19 protein-coding genes are annotated in these 19897 nt (G+C 36.7%); 16 read left to right on the forward strand and 3 right to left on the reverse strand.

Annotated features, from left to right (window positions below; all coding sequences use genetic code 11):
- Positions 1–234: 234 nt before the first annotated feature.
- Positions 235–771 (forward strand): DUF2179 domain-containing protein, encoded by a 537-nt coding sequence (locus BJ095_RS17445; RefSeq protein ID WP_107937581.1) that lies wholly within the window; start codon positions 235–237, stop codon positions 769–771.
- 118 nt (positions 772–889) lie between these two features.
- On the opposite strand, the gene BJ095_RS17450 is transcribed toward BJ095_RS17445, so the two are convergent.
- A complete protein-coding gene (locus BJ095_RS17450) occupies positions 890–1519 on the reverse strand; it encodes a DUF1643 domain-containing protein (protein ID WP_181418115.1) in 630 nt (209 codons plus the stop codon).
- A 343-nt stretch (positions 1520–1862) separates the two neighbouring features.
- Between BJ095_RS17450 and BJ095_RS17455 the strand changes: the two genes are divergently transcribed.
- Positions 1863–2582, forward strand: coding sequence for a TerC family protein (locus tag BJ095_RS17455; RefSeq protein ID WP_107937615.1), 720 nt, complete (start codon positions 1863–1865; stop codon positions 2580–2582).
- 75 nt (positions 2583–2657) lie between these two features.
- On the opposite strand, the gene BJ095_RS17460 is transcribed toward BJ095_RS17455, so the two are convergent.
- On the reverse strand, positions 2658–3875 hold the full coding sequence (locus BJ095_RS17460; protein WP_107937585.1) for a PucR family transcriptional regulator: 1218 nt from the start codon (positions 3873–3875) through the stop codon (positions 2658–2660).
- Between the two features lie 167 nt (positions 3876–4042).
- Here BJ095_RS17460 and BJ095_RS17465 point away from each other — a divergent pair, with 167 nt between their 5' ends.
- From BJ095_RS17465 to BJ095_RS17510, 10 genes are all read left to right on the forward strand, one after another.
- On the forward strand, positions 4043–5281 hold the full coding sequence (locus BJ095_RS17465) for a Zn-dependent hydrolase (protein ID WP_107937587.1): 1239 nt from the start codon (positions 4043–4045) through the stop codon (positions 5279–5281).
- 129 nt (positions 5282–5410) lie between these two features.
- Positions 5411–6841 carry a dihydropyrimidinase gene (gene hydA / locus BJ095_RS17470; RefSeq protein WP_107937589.1) on the forward strand — a complete coding sequence of 477 codons (1431 nt, stop codon included), beginning with the start codon at positions 5411–5413 and terminating at the stop codon, positions 6839–6841.
- Positions 6842–6863: 22 nt separating this feature from the next.
- Positions 6864–8231, forward strand: a complete 1368-nt coding sequence (locus BJ095_RS17475; protein WP_107937591.1) for an NAD(P)-dependent oxidoreductase — start codon at positions 6864–6866, stop codon at positions 8229–8231.
- A 15-nt stretch (positions 8232–8246) separates the two neighbouring features.
- Entirely contained in the window at positions 8247–9512 is a 1266-nt protein-coding gene (gene preA, locus BJ095_RS17480; protein ID WP_107937593.1) for an NAD-dependent dihydropyrimidine dehydrogenase subunit PreA, read from the forward strand.
- 59 nt (positions 9513–9571) lie between these two features.
- Entirely contained in the window at positions 9572–9787 is a 216-nt protein-coding gene (locus BJ095_RS17485) for a hypothetical protein (protein ID WP_107937595.1), read from the forward strand.
- Between the two features lie 151 nt (positions 9788–9938).
- A complete protein-coding gene (locus tag BJ095_RS17490) occupies positions 9939–10502 on the forward strand; it encodes a TetR/AcrR family transcriptional regulator (RefSeq protein WP_107937597.1) in 564 nt (187 codons plus the stop codon).
- 119 nt (positions 10503–10621) lie between these two features.
- Entirely contained in the window at positions 10622–12712 is a 2091-nt protein-coding gene (locus BJ095_RS17495) for an MMPL family transporter (RefSeq protein WP_107937599.1), read from the forward strand.
- A 235-nt stretch (positions 12713–12947) separates the two neighbouring features.
- Entirely contained in the window at positions 12948–13703 is a 756-nt protein-coding gene (locus tag BJ095_RS17500) for a DUF2087 domain-containing protein (RefSeq protein WP_107937601.1), read from the forward strand.
- A 24-nt stretch (positions 13704–13727) separates the two neighbouring features.
- The gene (locus BJ095_RS17505) at positions 13728–14072 is read left to right on the forward strand and encodes a GIY-YIG nuclease family protein (protein ID WP_107937603.1); all 345 of its coding nucleotides are present in this window, start codon (positions 13728–13730) and stop codon (positions 14070–14072) included.
- A 185-nt stretch (positions 14073–14257) separates the two neighbouring features.
- A complete protein-coding gene (locus BJ095_RS17510) occupies positions 14258–15289 on the forward strand; it encodes a hypothetical protein (protein ID WP_181418116.1) in 1032 nt (343 codons plus the stop codon).
- Positions 15290–15471: 182 nt separating this feature from the next.
- Here the strand turns inward: BJ095_RS17510 and BJ095_RS17515 are convergent, their stop codons facing one another.
- On the reverse strand, positions 15472–15789 hold the full coding sequence (locus tag BJ095_RS17515) for a thioredoxin family protein (protein ID WP_107937607.1): 318 nt from the start codon (positions 15787–15789) through the stop codon (positions 15472–15474).
- A 259-nt stretch (positions 15790–16048) separates the two neighbouring features.
- On the opposite strand from BJ095_RS17515, the gene BJ095_RS17520 reads away from it, so the two are divergent.
- From BJ095_RS17520 to BJ095_RS17535, 4 genes are all read left to right on the forward strand, one after another.
- Complete coding sequence (locus tag BJ095_RS17520) at positions 16049–17047, forward strand: M23 family metallopeptidase (RefSeq protein ID WP_404427954.1); 999 nt, start codon at positions 16049–16051, stop codon at positions 17045–17047.
- Between the two features lie 204 nt (positions 17048–17251).
- On the forward strand, positions 17252–17779 hold the full coding sequence (locus tag BJ095_RS17525) for a YceI family protein (RefSeq protein ID WP_107937609.1): 528 nt from the start codon (positions 17252–17254) through the stop codon (positions 17777–17779).
- 220 nt (positions 17780–17999) lie between these two features.
- Positions 18000–18983 carry a ring-cleaving dioxygenase gene (locus tag BJ095_RS17530; protein ID WP_107937611.1) on the forward strand — a complete coding sequence of 328 codons (984 nt, stop codon included), beginning with the start codon at positions 18000–18002 and terminating at the stop codon, positions 18981–18983.
- 16 nt (positions 18984–18999) lie between these two features.
- Positions 19000–19590 carry an NADPH-dependent FMN reductase gene (locus tag BJ095_RS17535; RefSeq protein ID WP_107937613.1) on the forward strand — a complete coding sequence of 197 codons (591 nt, stop codon included), beginning with the start codon at positions 19000–19002 and terminating at the stop codon, positions 19588–19590.
- Positions 19591–19897: the final 307 nt, after the last annotated feature.

Raw genomic sequence — 19897 nt, forward strand, 5'->3', positions numbered from 1 at the left:
CTAATTCCGCTCCAACATCTTTTTTCTCATTATAAACAAAAGTACCCTACAAGAAGGACTTTTTTTAAAGTGTCCATCTTATAGGGTACATTTTATAAAAGCTAGTGGCTTTTTGAATATCTTTTTATTGTTAAATTATTGGTTTCTACCTAGACGATAAAAAATAATAAGAGTACAATACGTCATTGTGGGTAAACAATAAGGATAATAGATTATTTTGAAAGAGGCGTTTGTATGACTAATATTATATTAATTTTAATATTGCAGCTCGTTTACGTACCGTTATTAACGTTGCGTACGATTTTCTTAGTAAAAAATCTTACATTATTTGCGGCTATTTTTGGGATACTAGAAATGCTGATTTATGTTTTTGGTCTTTCTTTAGTGTTTAATGGAGATCAAAATATACTAGCGATGGTTGTTTATGCGGTTGGATTTGGACTGGGAATGTTCTTAGGAACGAAAATTGAAAACAAATTAGCGATTGGTTACGTTTATATCACTATTAATACACAAAATAAAAATCAAGAACTCGTAGATACATTAAGAATAAATGGTTTCGCCATTACAACCTATGTTGGAGAAGGGCGAGATAGCGATCGCTATAAATATGAAATATTAGCAAAGCGAAATCGTGAAAAAGAAGTATTTACACTTGTTGAAAACATTGAACCAAAAGCATTTATCATTTCCTATGAGCCAAAATCCTTTAAAGGCGGCTTCTTAGTAGATCGGATGCGAAAACAGGCAAAACTAAGACTTAAGCAATAATAAAAGCTAGGGAATATTCCTAGCTCTTTTTTTATTTAGATAGCAACAGTGCAGGAAATTCCATGTTTTTAGGATTGTTTAATAGGGAGGCATTCTATATTAATTGCAAGTGGTATGTTTACTTTTCAAGTGAAAGAGGCTTGATATTTAAGTTGAATGTTTGGATGAGCTGTTGGAGTCTTTCGGATTTGGCAGGACCTTTTGGACAAGGGTGAAAGTATTCGTTATTCTCAGATAAGACACCGAATGAAGGGATGCCGCTTGCATTAATGAGTTGAAGCCAATCTCTTTTTTCTTTCTCAAAATAACGCCATCTATTCCTTTTTTCAACTCCCCAGCCCATGAGGATCCAAGGATGCTGTGTCATTTCAAAAAGAGAAGGCAGTGTGATGGTAGGATATTTCCCAGTAGTTTTCAAAAGCTCAAAAAGTTCAATAGCTTCCACACTTGCGGTATTTCTAACGTAAAATAAATTATAGATATGAAGTCGGCCCTCTAAATTTGAATGAGTAGCTTTCATAAAATGAATCAATTGACGCATGGTATTGTCTATCGTCGTTTCATCAGTATGGGAACCATTCATAATTAGCTTTTTTCTTGCCTCTCCTTGTAACTCAGCTGAACCAGGGTTTAACATGATCACGGCACCCAATGACTTGCGCGAAGATCCAAATTGTATATACGTATTTGTACGATAAACTTCCTCTCCAATAAGCTGAAAGGTGGCAATAGCTTTTACATTTTCCACTCCCAAACCTCCATCATACATAGTGTTATTCATCATATTCATAAGGGGTTGGAATTATTATCCTGAATTTACTATTAAAGAAATTTTTCTGAAAAAATGAATTCTTAACGTGGAATTGGGAGGTTAACCAATAAAATTTATGTGTGAAAATTGGTTGAAATTAATTGAAAGGTATATAATGAATACTGTTAGAAATGACATGCCATATAATTGATACGAGTAAATTTGGGGTATATCTATTATATGGATATATCTTTTTTCTATTGAATGGCAAATGAATTACAATTCATAATTCGAGGAGACGAGTAGGGTGTTAGAAGAAATATTTTCAACTTATGCTTCCATGTTCGATTGGCATATGTGGGCAAACGTATTAACGAGTTCGGAAAGCTGGGGACTAATCTTGTCTTTAGCAGTCATGGAATGTATTTTATCAGCAGATAATGCATTGGTGCTTTCTGCTTTCGTAAAGCCACTGCCAAAGGAACAGCAAAAAAAGGCTCTAATTTATGGGCTATGGGGAGCTTACATTTTCCGTTTTATCTTTATTGGACTCGGTACAGTGTTAATTAAATTCTGGCCAATCAAACTAATAGGGGCTCTTTATTTATTGTATTTAGCATTTAAGTTTTTCCGTGAAAAAAGTAAAGGTCAGGATACTGATGAGGAAGCTGACGCGAAACCCAAGGGCTGGTTAGTAAAGGTGTTCGGTGTATTTTGGGCAACGGTAATTAGTGTAGAGCTAATGGATTTAGCTTTTTCAGTAGATAGTATTCTTACGGCACTCGCTATCTCTGAACAGGTATGGGTAGTTTTACTTGGAGGGATGATCGGTATTTTACTAATGCGAGGTATTGCGACATTTTTCATTACTCTTATGAATAAGGTGCCAGAATTGGAAACGACCGCCTATGTGTTGATAGTATTTATTGCACTTAAAATGGGCTTAACTCTCGTAAATATCCACATTCCAAATGAAATATTTATTGTCGTATTAGTTTTAGCGTTTATATTAACCTTTATTATTCATGCATTTCGAAGCAAAGAAAGTACAGCAAAATAAATAGATAGATGGTGAAAAAGTCTAAGCTTTTTCACCATTTTTTACTTTACGCCTTAGTGCAACTAATGCATATTGCTAAAAGACTTGGCGCTTAGTCGAGTTTTCTAATAGATTGTTCTTCTGGCTTAAAATGTCTTCAATCATCAACGCCATATTTAAATTAGTTCTTGTAAAAGTATGATTGAGGTTGGCATCGAGTAATGCTTCAATCTTTTTTATTTTATAGTTCACAGTGTTTCGGTGAATAAATAGTTTTTTGCTAATTCTAATAGTGCTGCCTTCCTCTGCAAGGAAAATACGTAAAAAGTGCACAAAATCAGTGTTATGGAGGTGGTCATACATATAAAGCGGCCCTAACATATCCTGTTGAAACGCCTTTATAATTGATTGATCGGATACATTCATTAGTAGCTTATAGGCACCAATTTCTTTGTATTTTTGAATGAAGGGATTTTTGTGCTGCTCTACTAAGTGAATGACGGTTAGAGATTCTTTGTAGCTTTTTGCGATATCTCCTAAATAAGTTGAAAAATTCCCCATACCAATTATTAAATCCTCTTGACCGTTCATCTCAGTCACCTTTTCGTAGATTTTCTCTACTGTTTTGGAAAATGGGATATGAGCTGTTTTAACCTCTTGCCGATTTATAAGAAAGATTAATTGATTATGCTGCTTTAAAGCTAGGAAGTAATTATAACGATTTTGAAATTCATAAAGAATAATTGATTCGTAACGATGAATGTTATTTTTTGAGGAAGTAGGTGTTGTACAAGTGATAATTCCGAGTTCTGAACCATTCGGGAATCCGCGTTTTTCCAAGGATTCAATCGAAAATTGAAATTCATCATAGTGAAAAATCAAATTGTATAGAAGTTTTTCATCTGATTGCTGCTGGTGTGCAGACTGTTGTTTTACTGAAAGGAATTGAAAAGTACTTTTTAGTAAGTCGGCAATACGATATTTCCAGGCCATTTCAAAAATAGGGATTTGTTTATCATTGGCAAATTGAATAGTTGAAGAAGGTATCTTTGAAATATAAGGTCCCGTATTAACGATAAACCCCGCTACCCTCTTCTCAAATGCCTTTTCTATAAGCTCTTCTAATTGTTTTGAGTCACTATCTAAATGAATCCCGGTTGTAATGATGATTTCGTTTGGACGGCAAAAAGGAATTAGATCAACGCTTTCAATCACATTTATACCAGAAATTTGCCTGTAAAGCCCATTTTCTCCTGCTATTAATTTGAGCATTTTAAATTCTGGTTCTACTAGTAGATCGCTTACTGACGCCATATTAAACTTCCTCCCTTATTAGGATGTTAGAAGACTTAACATTAGAACTATGCAATTGCACAAAAATCTTTAGTAAGAATGACCATATTCTGTAAGAGTATTTTACCTTAAAATAAACTATAAATCTATATGTTAAAAAAGTTAACATAAGTATTGGAGGGTGTTCAATGTATAAATGCAATGAAGCTCGTTTGAAAGAATCCATTGTTGCCTTTAGTCGGTTTGGTGCAACTGAAAAAGGTGGTGTAACAAGGCTTTCCTTATCCCCAGAGGATTTAGAAGCTCGAAACTTTTTCATAAAATGCTGTAAGGAATTAGGGATGGAAATACGACTAGATGACATGGCCAATATTTATGCGACACTTCCTGGAAAAAGTAGCTTACCTCCAATCGTGATGGGGTCACACCTAGATACGGTTGTAAAGGGTGGTAAGTTTGATGGCGTTCTGGGTGTATTAACTGCATTAGAGGCTGTAAGGACCATAAGAGAGAATGATATTGAATTAGATGTACCTTTAACGATTGTAAATTTCACCAATGAAGAAGGTGCAAGATTTGAACCATCCATGATGAGTTCAGGGGTTCTATCAGGTAAATTTGATAAAGCAAAAATGCTGAAATCCATCGATAAAGAATATGTTTCTTTTGAAGAAGCATTGAAAAATAGTGGGTACGAGGGTAGTGAAGAAAATCGTTTGACGGAGGCATCTGCTTATATTGAATTACATATTGAACAGGGCCCAGTATTAGAAGCAGAAAATATCCAAATTGGTGTTGTAGAAGGAGTACTAGGAATGGTTTGCTATGAAATTCGTCTATTTGGTGAATCCAACCATGCTGGTACAACGCCGATGAAGCTGCGAAGGGATCCGTTATTCTTAGCTAACAACTGTATTACGATGCTCCTCGAAGAGCTTGGTAAAGTGGATGAGGAGCTAGTATACACAATAGGAAGAATGAACGTTACACCTAATATTCATACCGTTATTCCCGATAAAGTAGTCTTTACAATAGAGGCAAGACATAAGGACTCAGAAATAATAGCTAAAGTAGAAGAAATCATTCACGCTCTGCCGCAGCTAGAGGGTGGATGCAAAATAGAGAAAGAAAAGCTATGGGATCGTGACACGGTGGTGTTTGACCAGGAAATTTGCAACCAAATCGAAAAGGCGTCCAACGGATATGGTTATTCCTCTAAACGGCTATATAGCGGAGCCGGTCATGATGCACAATTCATTGCGAGTTACATTCCATCTGCCATGATTTTTGTTCCGAGTATTAATGGTAAAAGTCACTGTGAAGAGGAAGAAACAACCTTTGAGGATTGTGTTAAAGGGGCGGATGTATTGCTTGAAACAGTATTGAATTTACAAACAAAGGTAGCGATGAAAGAAGCGTTAATTTGATTTCATCCTTCTATTAAATCGAGCAACGTCTATTTTAATAATTCGATATTTTGAGATTTTCTATGAAAATGAAAGCATATAATTGATTACAGGCTTGTAATTGGTCATGAGAAAAGGAGAGTTCAAACTATGGCAAAGAAAATTATTACAGGTGGTACAATTGCGACTGCGACAGATACGTTTAAGGCAGATATTTTAATAGAAGATGAAAAAATTGTTCAAATTGCGACTAAGATTGAAGACAAGGATGCCCAAGTGATAGATGCAACTGGAAAGTACGTATTCCCGGGAGGAATTGACCCCCATACTCATTTAGATATGCCATTTAATAATACGGTAACAGATGATGATTGGGAATCAGGAACAATTGCAGCTGCCTTCGGAGGAACAACTACCATTTTAGATTTTGTCTTAACAGCTGGGGAAACTAGGCTATCTGATGCCGTTATAAAATGGAATGAAAAATCTAAAGGTAAAGCGGCGATCGATTATGGCTATCATTTGATGATTAGTGACTTAAATGAGGAAACAGAAAAAGAACTCCCTTTGTTATTAGAAAAAGAGGGGATTACTTCTATCAAAGTCTTTATGGCCTATGCAAAGGAATTCCAAGCATCTGACCGTACTCTTTATAAGGCGTTTAAAATCGGAAAAGAAACCGGTTCTGTCGTAATGGTCCATTGTGAAAATGGTTCAGTTATCGATGAGCTTGTAGAAGAGGCTAAGCTAGCCGGAAATACTGCTCCTATTTACCATGCTCTAACTAGACCTCCAGAAATCGAAGGGGAAGCAACGAAACGTGCAATAGAATTAGCACATGTTGCAGGTGCGAAGCTTTATGTGGTCCACGTGACATGTAAAGAAGCAGTAGATGAAATTATCAAGGCTCGCGAAAAAGGCTACGATGTCTACGGCGAAACGTGCCCACCGTATTTAACTTTAGACCAAACAGCACTTGAAAAACCTGATTTTGAAGGTGCCAAATATGTATGGTCTCCACCTCTACGACCAAAATCACATCAAGAACCTCTATGGAATGCTTTAAAAGCAAAACAACTACAAACAATTGGCTCTGATCAATGCTCTTTTAACTTCAACGGAAAAAAACAATTAGGTATCAATGACTTTTCAAAAATTCCAAATGGCGGACCATTTATCGAAGACCGTTTTAGTGTTTTATATTCAGAGGGTGTCGCTAAAGGACGTATTTCACTCAATGACTTTGTTGATATGATCTCAACAAATGCTGCCAAAATCTTTGGCTTATATCCTCAAAAAGGAACAATAGCGATTGGCACTGATGCAGACATTGTAATTTTTGATCCAAATGCAAAAAGAACCATTTCAGCAGAAAATCATCATATGAACGTTGATTACAATGCATTTGAGGGGTTAGAAGTGTTGGGGGAGCCGGTTAGTGTCCTATTGCGAGGAGAGTTTGTGATTAAAGATAAACAATTTGTTGGTTCGTTAGATTACGGAAAATATCTAAAACGTAAAGTTGCGAAAGAACAAGTGGGTGTATTAGAAGTCGCTGTATCTAATTCGTATTTATTTTAGCTTTAATCTAGGGGGGAATCGTATGAGTACTATTACAGGTGGTCGTATTTCTTCAAATTTAGTGGAGAATTTTGAAGAGATACACAAAGGATTAACAAGGAGTGAAGCGATCGAGGAAGCGAATCGTTGTTTATATTGCTATGATGCCCCTTGTATAACGGCATGTCCAACAAGTATTCAAATTCCGAAATTCATAAAAAAAATAGCCACAGATAATTTAAAAGGCTCGGCTAAAACGATTTTGGAGGCAAATCCAGTGGGAGCAAGCTGTGCAAGGGTTTGCCCAACAGAAGAATTATGTGAAGGCGCATGTGTTTTAAATCATGACACAAAGCCGATTTCTATTGGGCACCTACAACGCTATGCGACAGACTGGGCGATGAAACAAAAAGAGCCTTTATTTAAAGCGGGAGACAGTAATGGTAAATCAGTTGCCATTATTGGGAGTGGTCCAGCTGGTTTATCTGCTGCGAGAGAACTAAGTTTACTAGGCTACCAGGTGACGATTTTTGAGTCGGCCGAAGAAGCAGGCGGATTAGACCGCTATGGAATTGTTTCTTTCCGACTACCAAGAGAAGTTGTTCAGTGGGAAGTAGATCAGGTTGAACAGCTTGGTGTGGAGATTAAAACAAACACAACTGTAGGCGTTGATATTTCAACCGAAGAAATTATAAATCAATTCGAGCGTGTGATTTTAGCCGTAGGAATGGGCCAAGTACCGAATTTAGGTATCGAAGGAGAAGGCTTAAAAGGTGTCTATGATGCCATTGAATTTGTGAAAAAGACAAAGGTAGATGCCCCAACAGATGAATTGATCGGCAAGAAGGTAGCGGTAATTGGTGCGGGAAATACAGCAATCGATGCTGCGACAACCGCCATTCGTCTAGGAGCATCGAATGTCAAAATCGTTTATAGAAGAACAAAAAATGAAATGTCTGCTTATCAGTTTGAGTATGATTTTGCTAAACAGGATGGTGTGGAATTTAGATGGTTAACAGCACCAAGTAAAATTGTGAGTAATGAACAAAATGAGGTTGCAGGCTTAGAGTGTGTGAAAATGACCTTGGATGAGCCAGGCTTAGATGGAAGACAAAAGCCGGTGCCTCTTGAGAATTCTGAAACCGTACTAGATGTGAATGTGGTGATAAAGGCAATTGGTCAATCTAAGCATACAAAGCTAATCGAAGCCTTTGGTTTAAATCATACAAAGGGTGTAGTTGATGTGGATTCTGAGACCTTCCAAACTTCACAAGAAAATATATTCGCTTGCGGTGATTGTATATTTGGTAACGGTCAAGGAGAGGCAATGGTTGTTTCGGCAGCACAGCAAGGAAAAGAAGTAGCAAAAGCCATTCACCGTACCTTTATGCTACAGTCTGAAATTGCATAAGAAGGAGGAATTGATATGGCAGATTTACAAATTAATTTAGCAGGTATAAAATCACCAAATCCTTTCTGGTTAGCTTCTGCTCCACCAACTAACTCTGGTTATCAAGTGCAAAGAGCCTTTGAAGCAGGATGGGGAGGAGCGGTTTGGAAAACGCTGGGCGATCCAATCATAAATACAACTGCTCGATTTGCGGCAGCTAGTTTCAATGGTAAGAAGGTCGCGGGATTCAATAATATTGAGCTAATTACAGATCGACCATTAGAGGTCAATTTAAAGGAAATCTATGAAACAAAAAAGAGATTTCCAAATCATGCAATAATTGCTTCCTTAATGGTTGAGCCAAAGCAAGAAAAATGGCATGAAATAGTTAAACGTGTAGAGGATATCGGTGTAGATGGTTTAGAGCTGAATTTTGGCTGTCCACATGGAATGGCTGAACGCGGGATGGGTGCTGCATCTGGTCAGGTCCCTGAGCTGGTTGAAAAGCAAACCTATTGGGTGAAGGAAGTAGCAAAAACACCGGTAATTGTTAAATTGACTCCTAACATTACTGATATAACAGTAACGGCAGAAGCTGCTGTTTGTGGCGGTGCAGATGCAGTCAGTATGATTAATACCATAAATAGTTTAATGGGAGTTGATCTAGATAGCTGGAATACGGTTCCGCATGTTGCTGGTAAAGGGGCACATGGAGGTTATTGTGGTCCTGCAGTAAAACCAATTGCGTTGAATATGGTTGGGGAATGTGCTCGTAACCCCCTAATTGACATCCCAATTTCAGGAATTGGTGGTATTTCAAATTGGAAGGATGCTGCTGAATTCATATTAATGGGTGCAACGGGTGTACAGGTCTGTACGGCAGCTATGCATCATGGCTTTAGCATTGTTGAAGATATGATTGATGGTTTAAATAATTATCTAGATGAAAAGGGAATCGCCTCGGTAATGGATTTAGTAGGGAAATCAGTTCCGAAATACTCGAATTGGGGAGATTTAGACTTAAATTATAAAGTGGTCGCTCGCATTAATAATGATGTTTGTATTAACTGCAACAAATGCCATATATCCTGTGAGGATACTTCCCACCAATGTATCGATATGCTAAAAGATGCAACTGGGAAGTCTTATTTGAAGGTACGTGAAGAGGACTGTGTTGGATGTAACCTATGCTCTATTGTTTGTCCTGTAGATGGTGCTATCGACATGGTAGAGATAAAACAGACATTGCCAAGCATGACCTGGAATGAACGCCAGTCGAGAATTGCCAGCTTTATGACTTGAAAGAGCACTAAATAATTTTTGAAAATCTAAGACTTTGAGTAGAAAAGTGAGGTGTAAGCATGTCTGAGTATGAAACTTTTATGGAAGAGAAAAACAAAATTGATAGTTACTTTGACAAAGGCTACCAAGTCATCAGTATTTTTGAAAATTTAAGTGGCACATTTGTTGACTTTGTTACTGGTGAAGAAGCAATTGAGCGAGAGGTTGTTCAAATACAATTACTTACTGCAGAAGCCAGAAAATATATTGCTACAAAGCTATTATTCGTTAGCTAAGTGTAAAGTGGTGAAGGGAGGTGTTGAATGCTTCCCTTCTATTTTTTAATATTTACCTTAATATATCATATTTAATCGGCCTTATTAGTACGCTCATTTATTCCTTTGTGCATCCTCTTCCACTATAATAGTGTTTTGAGGGGGTGACCAAATGGCACGTGAACGGAAATTTTCAACTGATGATTTATATCGTGCAACTAAACAGCTCCTTCTTCAAAATGGTTATGAGGGATTTAGTTTTAGTCTTTTAGCAGAGGATTTGGATATATCCAGAGGAGCTATATATAAATATTTTGATAACCGAGAAGAACTGATAATCAATTTTATGAAATATGAAATGAACATTTTCCTTGAAGAATTAAAGCAAATAGAACGGTATGATTCATTTGAGGGGAAATTAACTTATTTAATGGACCTAATCTTTAAAAATTCCACAATCCCGCAATTAATTGAGATTGGTCAACGTATTCCCTTAAATGAAAAGGTGAAAAAGGGTATCTTCGAATTAGAAAACCTCCATCTTGTTATGTACAAATATCTTCAGGGGTTTATCGAACAGGGGCGAAAAGAGCAAAGGTTCAGAGATTCCGTTCCAGACCCATTAATTTTAGGGGTAATATTCCAATCCATTTTAATTCCTAACCATCATGGGATTTCTCAATCGGAATGGGTTCGTTCGATTAAAGAAGTACTCTGCTATGGATTTTTAAAATAAGAGTAATTGACACTTGTGTTACTTTGAAAGATAATGATAGTGACATAAGTGTCAATAATTTTTTTGATTAAAGTGACACTTGTGTTACTTTTGTTAATCCATTTTGAAAGGAGTTCATTATGAGGAAATTGCTACAAGCAATCACCGACAGAGTTACAACTAAAAAAGGTATGTATGTAACCTTAGCGACTTGGTTAATAATCACAATTGGCTTAACACTATTCACACCGAGTGTGAGAGATTATCAGGTTTCAAAATTAGAAACACTTCCAGAGGATGCAAAATCGATTATCTCTCAAGAAAAAGTGGATAGATATTTTGAGGATAGTAAGGGAATACCGGCAATATTAGTGTTTCAATCAAACAATAGACAGGTTAACTATTTAGACATTGCCAATATCCTAGATTTAATTGAAAGTGAAAAAATTGAAGGGCTACAACAAGTAGTCCAGTTATCGAAGATTCCACCGCAAGCGGCAACAGAGTTTTTTTCAGAGGACCAAACAACTGCCCTGATTCCTTTAACGTTTGATTCTTCTTTAGAAACAGATCAAATGAAGGATTTAATTGATGCAATTAGTGTTATTGTGAAAGATTCTTCAGATTTGGATTTATATGTAACGGGGCCAGCTGGTATTGCTACTGATACTGTTGAATTGTTTACACGAGCAGATTTAGTGCTGATTTTCTCAACAGTTGCCATTATTTTAGTATTATTAATTGTAATTTATAGATCCCCTTTATTGGCCGTAATCCCACTTTTAGGTGCAGCTATTGTCTATCTGGTTGTAACACAAATACTTGGCCTTATGGGGAAAAACGGAGTATTGATGAGTAGTCAAACTATATCGATAATGTCCATTCTCTTATTTGCAGCAGTTATCGACTATTCTTTATTTGTTTTCTCACGTTACCGTGAGGAATTGAAGACTAAAGAGAGTAAATATGAAGCTATGAGAGCTGCTATGAAGGAAACGGGTATGCCTGTCTTCTTTTCTGGTGGAACTGTCTTGGTAGCGATGCTTGTATTGTTTTTTGCAGAATCAGGAGACTATCGTAATTTTGCACCTACTTTTGCCACTACGATGATTATTATCATGGTTGCGTCAATTACGCTTATTCCAGCGCTATTTACTTTATTCGGCAGAAAATCATTTTGGCCGAGAATCCCGAAAGTTGACGATCAAATTTCTCGCAAAGAGACACTTTGGGGAAAGGTAGGTAAATTTGTTGCAAAAAAACCAGGTATTTCTGTTGCTATATCTAGCATTATCTTATTGTTAGCTACAAGTAATATTTTTAACTTGAAGTATGAATTCGACACTATGAAGTCTTTTCCTGATGATATGCCTTCACGTCAAGGCTATGAAGTATTAGAGGAAAAGTTTGATAAAGGAACTCTTGCACCCACAACTGTTTTATTTGAAAGTGAGCAAGCAGTAAAATCTGCAGAAGTAGAAGATTTAAGAAGGATACTAGCAAAACAGAACCAAGTCAGTGATGTTCGTATTAATGCTGTAACAGAAGACCAAAAGGTAATCAATTATAGTCTAACCTTTGAGGATAATCCTTACGCTAATAAAACCATCGATGCTATGGAAGAAATCATTAATAATGGTGATGAAATTCTGACTGAAAGTAGTGTTGAAGGAAATCTCTATTTTGCAGGGGAAACCGCTACAAAGGTTGACGATAGAAATATTAATAATCGAGACATTATCGTTATTGTAGTGTTAGAAACTATTTTAATATTTATAATGCTAATTTTCTTAACGAAGTCATTTAAAATGCCGATTTACATGATGGGTACGATTTTGATATCCTTCCTAGCAGCTTTAGGACTTGGATTATTTTTGAGTAATTTATTCTTTGATATAAGTTCTATTAGTGATCGAGTGCCGCTTTATGCATTTGTTTTCTTGGTAGCCCTAGGAATTGACTATAATATTATACTTATTTCCAGGTTCCAGGAGGAAAGATTGGCTCACTCGGTGAAAGAGGCGGTAGAAATTGCAATTACAAACACCGGTGGGGTTATATCATCTGCGGGTGTAATTCTTGCAGCAACCTTTGCTGTACTTATGACCCAACCAATGGAACTGTTATTTGTGTTTGGCTTCATAGTGGCAGTTGGAATCCTGTTGGATACTTTCCTAATTCGAGGAATTCTATTACCGGGGTTGATCGTGTTATTGGAAAAAGATAAGTAGTTATGTTTATCTTAATGTGAGCTACTATAAAACCATATCTAGAAGAGTAACTGAGGATTTCCTTAGTTACTCTATTTTTTATGAAAGTATAAATGTATAAGTTCCCCAATTTCAACCTTGACAGTTTCTAAACGTTTTGATAAATTGTTAGTGATTAAACAAACGTATTACATTTTAGTTTATTTAATTAGTAAACGAATGTGATTTCTGTTTAGAGTGAAGGGTGTTGTGGTATATGAGTCAATCAGAATTGTTTTGGAATGCAACATTAGAGGAAATGAAGGATGGTTATACAGAAGATGCAAATCGATATACATGTCTTTTATGTGGAGAGCAAATCGAAAAAGGTGTGATTTATCCACAGGGAAAGGTTTTGTACGAAGCAAGTCGATTTATTCGGCTGCATGTTGAACAACAGCATGGATCTGTGTTCGAGTATTTAGTTGGGTTGGATAAGAAATTCACCGGTCTGACAGAGCATCAAACAACGCTTCTTCGTCATTTTTACACAGGTATGAGTGATAAGGAAATACAAGAAGAGATGGGAATCGGAAGTAGTTCGACAATCCGCCATCATCGCTTTGTATTGAAGGAGAAGGAACGTCAGGCGAAAACACTATTAGCGATTATGGAGCTATTAAAGGAAAAGGATCAGAATGCACCAGCTTTTGTGACGCCACATAAGCATGCAACAATGGTGGATGATCGTTATTCTGTTACGACTGAGGAACAGACGAAAATCCTGGAGAAGTATTTTACTCAAGGGTTAAATGGTCCAATAGTAAAGTTTCCTCCAAAAGAAAAGCAGCGTATCGTTATTTTACGAGCGATTGTAGAGCGATTTGATGAGGCTGCGGTTTATACAGAAAAGGAAATGAACGGAATTTTGAAGGAGATACATGAAGATTTCGTATTGTTAAGAAGATATCTAATCGAATATGGCTTTTTTGATAGAAAAGCAGACGGCAGTGCTTACTGGGTTAAAAAATAGATTATTCGGAAGGGAGATACTCGTATGGATAGAAAAAAAGAATTGAAGCATCAATATCAAGAGATTGCGATTGTTGCTGGTGTCTATGAAATTAAAAATAATATTAATGGTAAAGTGTTTGTAGAAAGCACAAGAAATTTAAAAACCATTAATGGGGTTAAATTTACGCTCAATAACAATACTCATATAAATAAAGAACTGCAATCTGATTGGAATGAGTTTGGTAAAGAAGCGTTTTCCTTTAAAATTTTGGAAACCTTGAAAAAGGATGAGGGTGATTTGTACTTTAACGAGAGAGATGCGCTAATGGCAATGGAACAAAAGTGGTTAGATCAGCTGCAGCCGTTTCATGAAAAAGGATATAATTAAAAAATTTACGAAGAATGTGCACACTTAGCTAGAATCTAAAAGGGTGCACTTTTTTATGTCGATAACTATGAAGTTTTTAAGTAAATTGTAGTAAGAAAGCGACAAAAACATTTCTATTTTCATTCATTTAAATTGGTTAATTTTAGTAATATATAGTGTGACGTATGAAAGGAGGCGAGTCCCTTTTGAAGCTTTTCCACTTTCTCTTAGTTGCCTTCATTGTACTTTTGTTAGGTTGTGAAGAGTCAGTGGAAGATAATCCAGTTGTTACGGTATATGCTAAACCAGCGATTGAAGCAAGTTCAGTTAAAGAAGTTCCAGAAGAAGAGATATTAGAATTGGAGACTTCCAGTGACGAAATTGAGTTATTGAATGTTTGCTATAGTAATGAAATCTATATTGAAGAAGAAAAAGCCTGTTCGTTAAAAATTGAGTGTACCGATAATAGTTCCTGCATTGAATGGGGGAATAGAGTAGTAGAAGATCTAGAAGCTGATTATGGTTCATTAGTTTATGAGGAATCTGTTGCAACTGGGAATGAAGGGATAACCTTACTCGCAAGCTATAATGTTGATCATGAAGGAGAAGTCATTTATACGGAGCAAGCAGTAACTGAAGAAGTGATGCAATATCACTCACATCTTTGGTATAGCTTTAGCTGGTTGGTTCCTGAACAATATAGAAAAGAAATTAACCGACTTGAGGTTTTTGAAAGTGGTGACACTCTTGCCTATGTATCGATGCACGATAGATACGGGAGATTTTGGACTTTAGGAATGAATAATGAGGATATCGAGCTAGCTTCAGAAACGCTTGTTACATACTTACATGAATATGCACACTTTCTCTCTTTAAATCAAAGTCAAATTGATTATTGGGTGCCTGAAAAAAGATGTACCTCGTTATTTTTGAAGGATTCAGGGTGTTTTTATGAGAATGCCTATTTAAGTAATTTCTACAAGCGGTTTTGGGAGCAGGGGGGACAAGGTAAAATAGAGGATTTTTATGTTTCAAGATATGCAATGTACTCTCCTGAAGAGGATTTTTCGGAGTCCTTTGCTCATTTTGTTCTAACGAAAACACCTAGTGGGCAAAACGTAAAGGAAGAAAAGCTTTTATTCTTCTATGAATATGAAGAGCTAGTGCAATTACGTACGGAAATTTTAGCAAGAACTGCGACATGGTTAGTTCGAAGCGCTCTTAAAGCCAAAAAGTAACCCGAAACATTTTGAACTTATATAAATTTATTTTTATGAAGCGCGAAAAACCCCCTTCGCCTAATGCGTCGGGGATGTTATTTTCTGCGGCTATTATATTCATCTATAGAAGAGAGCGTCTTTTATAAGGCGCTTTTTTGAATGTACATTTATAGTACCCACAGATGATAAAATCATGATTGTTATTTTAAACCATCGATAAATGCTTCGATTTCTTCTTGAGTTTTACGATCCTTACTCACAAAACGGCCTGTTTCTTCATTATTGTTATAAGCAACAAAGCTTGGGATTCCAAACACATCAAGCTGTATACAAAGGTCGATGAATTCGTCACGGTCTACTTTTACAAATTTATATGTGTCTGCATATTTCTCTTCAATAGTAGGCATAACAGGATCTATGAAGCGACAATCCCCACACCAGTCTGCTGAAAACATAAAAATGGTTTTTCCTTCTGCTTTTAGCTGTTCAAATTGCTCAACGGATTGTAAATTTTCCACGGTAATTCCCCCTATATTTTTTACCTCATCTTACCATATTGAAGTATTATTTCCTATAAGTTAGCTAAGGAATGACAAAAACTTCTGCAAATAATATTCCACAAACTGACCAAAATATTTACATTAGAAATTTTGCTTTAACTAGTGAAGAATTTACTTGTTCATTTTAGTTCAATTTCTAAATTAGAAGCCAAATATTTCATTACTCATGGATTGAAAATTTTCGGACATTCTAAAAACGAAAGGAGGTTTCTATTTGATCCGGCATTTGATTCCATGGTTTATATTAATGTTAGTTAGTAGTACAGTCATTTCTGATGTCGCAAATGCAAATGAAGCACCTTCCAGGGAACAGGTAGTAGAACAGCGAATGTCGATGTATGTACAATATCAGGATCATATTATTCCTTGGTATTATTTAGCTGCAATCGATCAATATGAGCGAAACATCCAATCGGTTAGACCGGACATTCCAAAAAGAGAAAGCACCGTTGCCATTCAGTTTTCTAAAGAGTATTGGTCTGGAGCATTGAATCCGCAGCAAGATGATACCTCGCCGTTTTCAATCGAATATTTTGGCGGTTTAGGACTTGATGGGAATGGTGATGGCATTGCAAGTCGTGATGATGACGAGGATGTAATGTTCACAATGGCAAATTTTCTAAGTAAATTTGGCCCGACTGAAGAGGACTTCAAGCTGGCTTTATATGATTATTACCAAAGTGAACAGGTGGTTAAACAAATACTCACCATTACTAAAATGTATAAGCATTACGACACCATTGATTTAGATATACATGTTTTCCCTGTTCCTGTACGTGGCTACAACTATAGCTATAGAGGAACATGGGGTGCCAATCGTGGCTGGGGCGGAAGACGTATACATGAAGGTACAGATATTTTTGCAGGCTATAGTACACCAGTAGTTTCTACATCCTATGGTGTTGTTGAAGTAATGGGATGGAATGAATTTGGTGGCTGGCGAGTAGGTGTACGAGATAATCACAATACGTACCATTACTATGCTCATTTAGCATACTTCAACAAAGATTTAAAAGTGGGCGATATTGTGGAACCGGGAATGCTCCTTGGCGGAGTGGGAAGCTCGGGATATGGGAAGGAAGGTACTTCTGGAAAATTCCCTCCTCATCTACATTATGGAATGTACAAATTTAATGGTCGCACAGAGTGGGCATTTGACCCATACCCATCCCTTGTTCAATGGGAGAAATTCGCTAGACAGCAAAAAAAGAAGTAAACATGAGGTTGCTCTATTATAGGGCAACTTTTTTATTTTGTTTAAAAAGTTAAGGAACCTTATTGACAGATGCATTTAAAATGTGATAAATTTATCTCGAATTAGAGATAAATTAATTCTAAGTATAAACATTGAAACAGTAAGTAAATTATTTTTTTAATATAATATCTCGATTTCGAGATAAACAAAATGGAGGAATATAAAATGGCAAAATGGACAGTAGATCAATCACACTCAAGCGTTGGTTTTGAAGTTAAACACATGATGGTTTCAAAGGTGAAAGGAACTTTTGATGCTTATACTGCAGAAGTAGAAGCAGCGGATCTTGCTGATTTAACTACAGCAACAATCGAATTTAAATTTGATGTAACTAGCATCAACACTCGTAGCGAAGACCGCGACAATCACTTAAAATCAGGTGATTTCTTTGATGGAGAAAGCTTCCCAACAATCGATTTCAAATCTACAAGCATCACTAAAGACGGCGATGACTACAAAGTGACTGGTGATTTAACAATCAAGGGTGTAACTAATCCAGTAACGTTTGATGTAGAGTATGGCGGTAAAGGTAAAAACCCATGGGGCGTTGAGGTTTATGGTTTCGAAGCAGAAGCTAAAATCAACCGTGAAGAGTTCGGCTTAACTTGGAACGCAGCTCTTGAAACTGGTGGCGTATTAGTAGGAAAAGACATCAAAATCAAAGTTGAATTAGAAGTTAACCCAGCTGCTTAACTTATAGAGGTAAGAGGGCAATTCATATACTTGAGTTGCTCTCCTCTTTGAAGTAAGTGATGAGATTGACAACAGTCTTGAACAGGTGTTATTATTATCTCGAATTGAAGATATTTTAAGTCTTTGAATGAAATATAAAAACCAAACCATAATATTGATAGGACAAAATTTTTTTATATTAATATCTCGAATTCGAGATAATTGTGTAGGAGGAATAAAAATGGATGAACTAAAAGGTCTTCACCATGTAACGGCTATAACAAGTAGTGCGGAAAAAATATATGACTTCTTCACTTATACTCTGGGTCTTCGCTTAGTAAAGAAAACTGTTAACCAAGATGATATTAAAACATACCATTTATACTTTACTGATGACGTTGGAAGTCCTGGGACGGACATGACCTTCTTTGATTTCCCTGGTATTCCAAAGGGTGTTCACGGTACAAATGAAATTTCTAAAACATCCTTCCGTGTACCAAACGATACTGCATTAGAGTATTGGGTAAAGCGTTTTGATCGTTTAGACGTAAAGCATACGGGAATTAAAGAACAATTCGGTAAGAAGGTTTTAGGCTTCGTGGATTTTGACGACCAACAATATCAGTTGATTTCGGATGAGTTCAATGAAGGAGTAGAGTCGGGAACACCGTGGCAAAAGGGACCAATCCCTCTAGAATACGCCATTACAGGATTAGGCCCAATCTTTGTTCGAACTTCCTACTTTGACTATTTCAAAGAGGTTCTCGAAAAAGTGTTCTTTATGAGAGAAGTAGCAGCAGAAGATTCGTTCCACTTATTTGAAATGGGTGAGGGTGGAAATGGGGCACAGGTAATCGTTGAATACAACACAGTGCTTCCTCAAGCTAGACAAGGTTTTGGCACAGTTCATCATACGGCATTCCGCGTTGATGATCGTGCGGATTTAGAAGCCTGGCAGCAACGTCTGCAAAGCTTCAAATTACCAAACTCAGGTTACGTAGAACGCTTCTATTTCGGCTCTTTATATTCAAATGTTGCCCCTTCAATTTTATTTGAACTAGCAACAGATGGACCTGGCTTTATGGGAGATGAACCATACGAAACGCTCGGTGAAAAACTAGCATTACCTCCGTTCTTTGAAGAAAAACGTGACCAAATTGAAAAATTAGTAAGACCAATCGATACAGTTCGTAGTACAAAGCATTTTGACAAGGAATACGAATAAGGAGGAAACAAGGAATATGGGGTTTTTAGATAAATTATTCGGTAAAAAACAGGAGGAAGAACAAACAATGACTAAATTAAACATAGGGATTATTTTAGGATCGACACGTGATGGACGTGTAAGCCCGCAAGTTGGTGCTTGGGTTAAAGAATTAGCAGACAAACGCGGTGATGCAAACTATACAATCATTGATATCGCTGATTATAAATTGCCACTACTAGGCGAAGCGGGAGATGCTTCAGGAGCAGCAGCTTGGTCACAGGCAGTAGGAGCTCAAGATGGCTTTGTATTTATCGTGCAAGAATATAACCATTCAATTTCAGGAGCTCTTAAAAATGCATTAGATTACTTACGTGAGGAATGGAATAACAAAGCTGCTGGTATCGTATCTTATGGTTCCGTTGGCGGAGCTCGTGCAGCAGAACACTTACGCGGAATCTTAGGTGAATTATTAGTAGCCGATGTACGTGTACACCCAGCGTTATCTTTATTCACAGATTTTGAAAATGGTACCGACTTCAAGCCGAAGGAAGTTCAAGCGGATTCAGTAAATCAAATGCTAGACCAAGTAATTCCTTGGGCGACAGCTCTAAAAACAATTCGTTAAAAGAAAAGTGGAAGGTGCTCAATTAGCTCCGGGTAAGGTCAGAAAAGTATCGACTAAAGAATGAAGTAAACGGATTTCTTACAATTACAACATGTACACATAGGTTGTGTACGTGTTGTAAGTAAGATTAGAAATTTTAAGTGCATGAAGTTTGAGCAAATCAATTAAATTGTTTGAAGGATGTACTCAGATTTTATGCTGACGTATTATATAGGAGCATTCCTGTTAGAAGGATTTTCGGGGACTTGAAATAAAAAAAGCCCTCTTGTATGATGCTTGAGTGTCAACCGGAAAATTGACTCGAACA

Source organism: Ureibacillus chungkukjangi, from assembly GCF_003217295.1.
GTDB lineage: Bacteria > Bacillota > Bacilli > Bacillales_A > Planococcaceae > Ureibacillus > Ureibacillus chungkukjangi.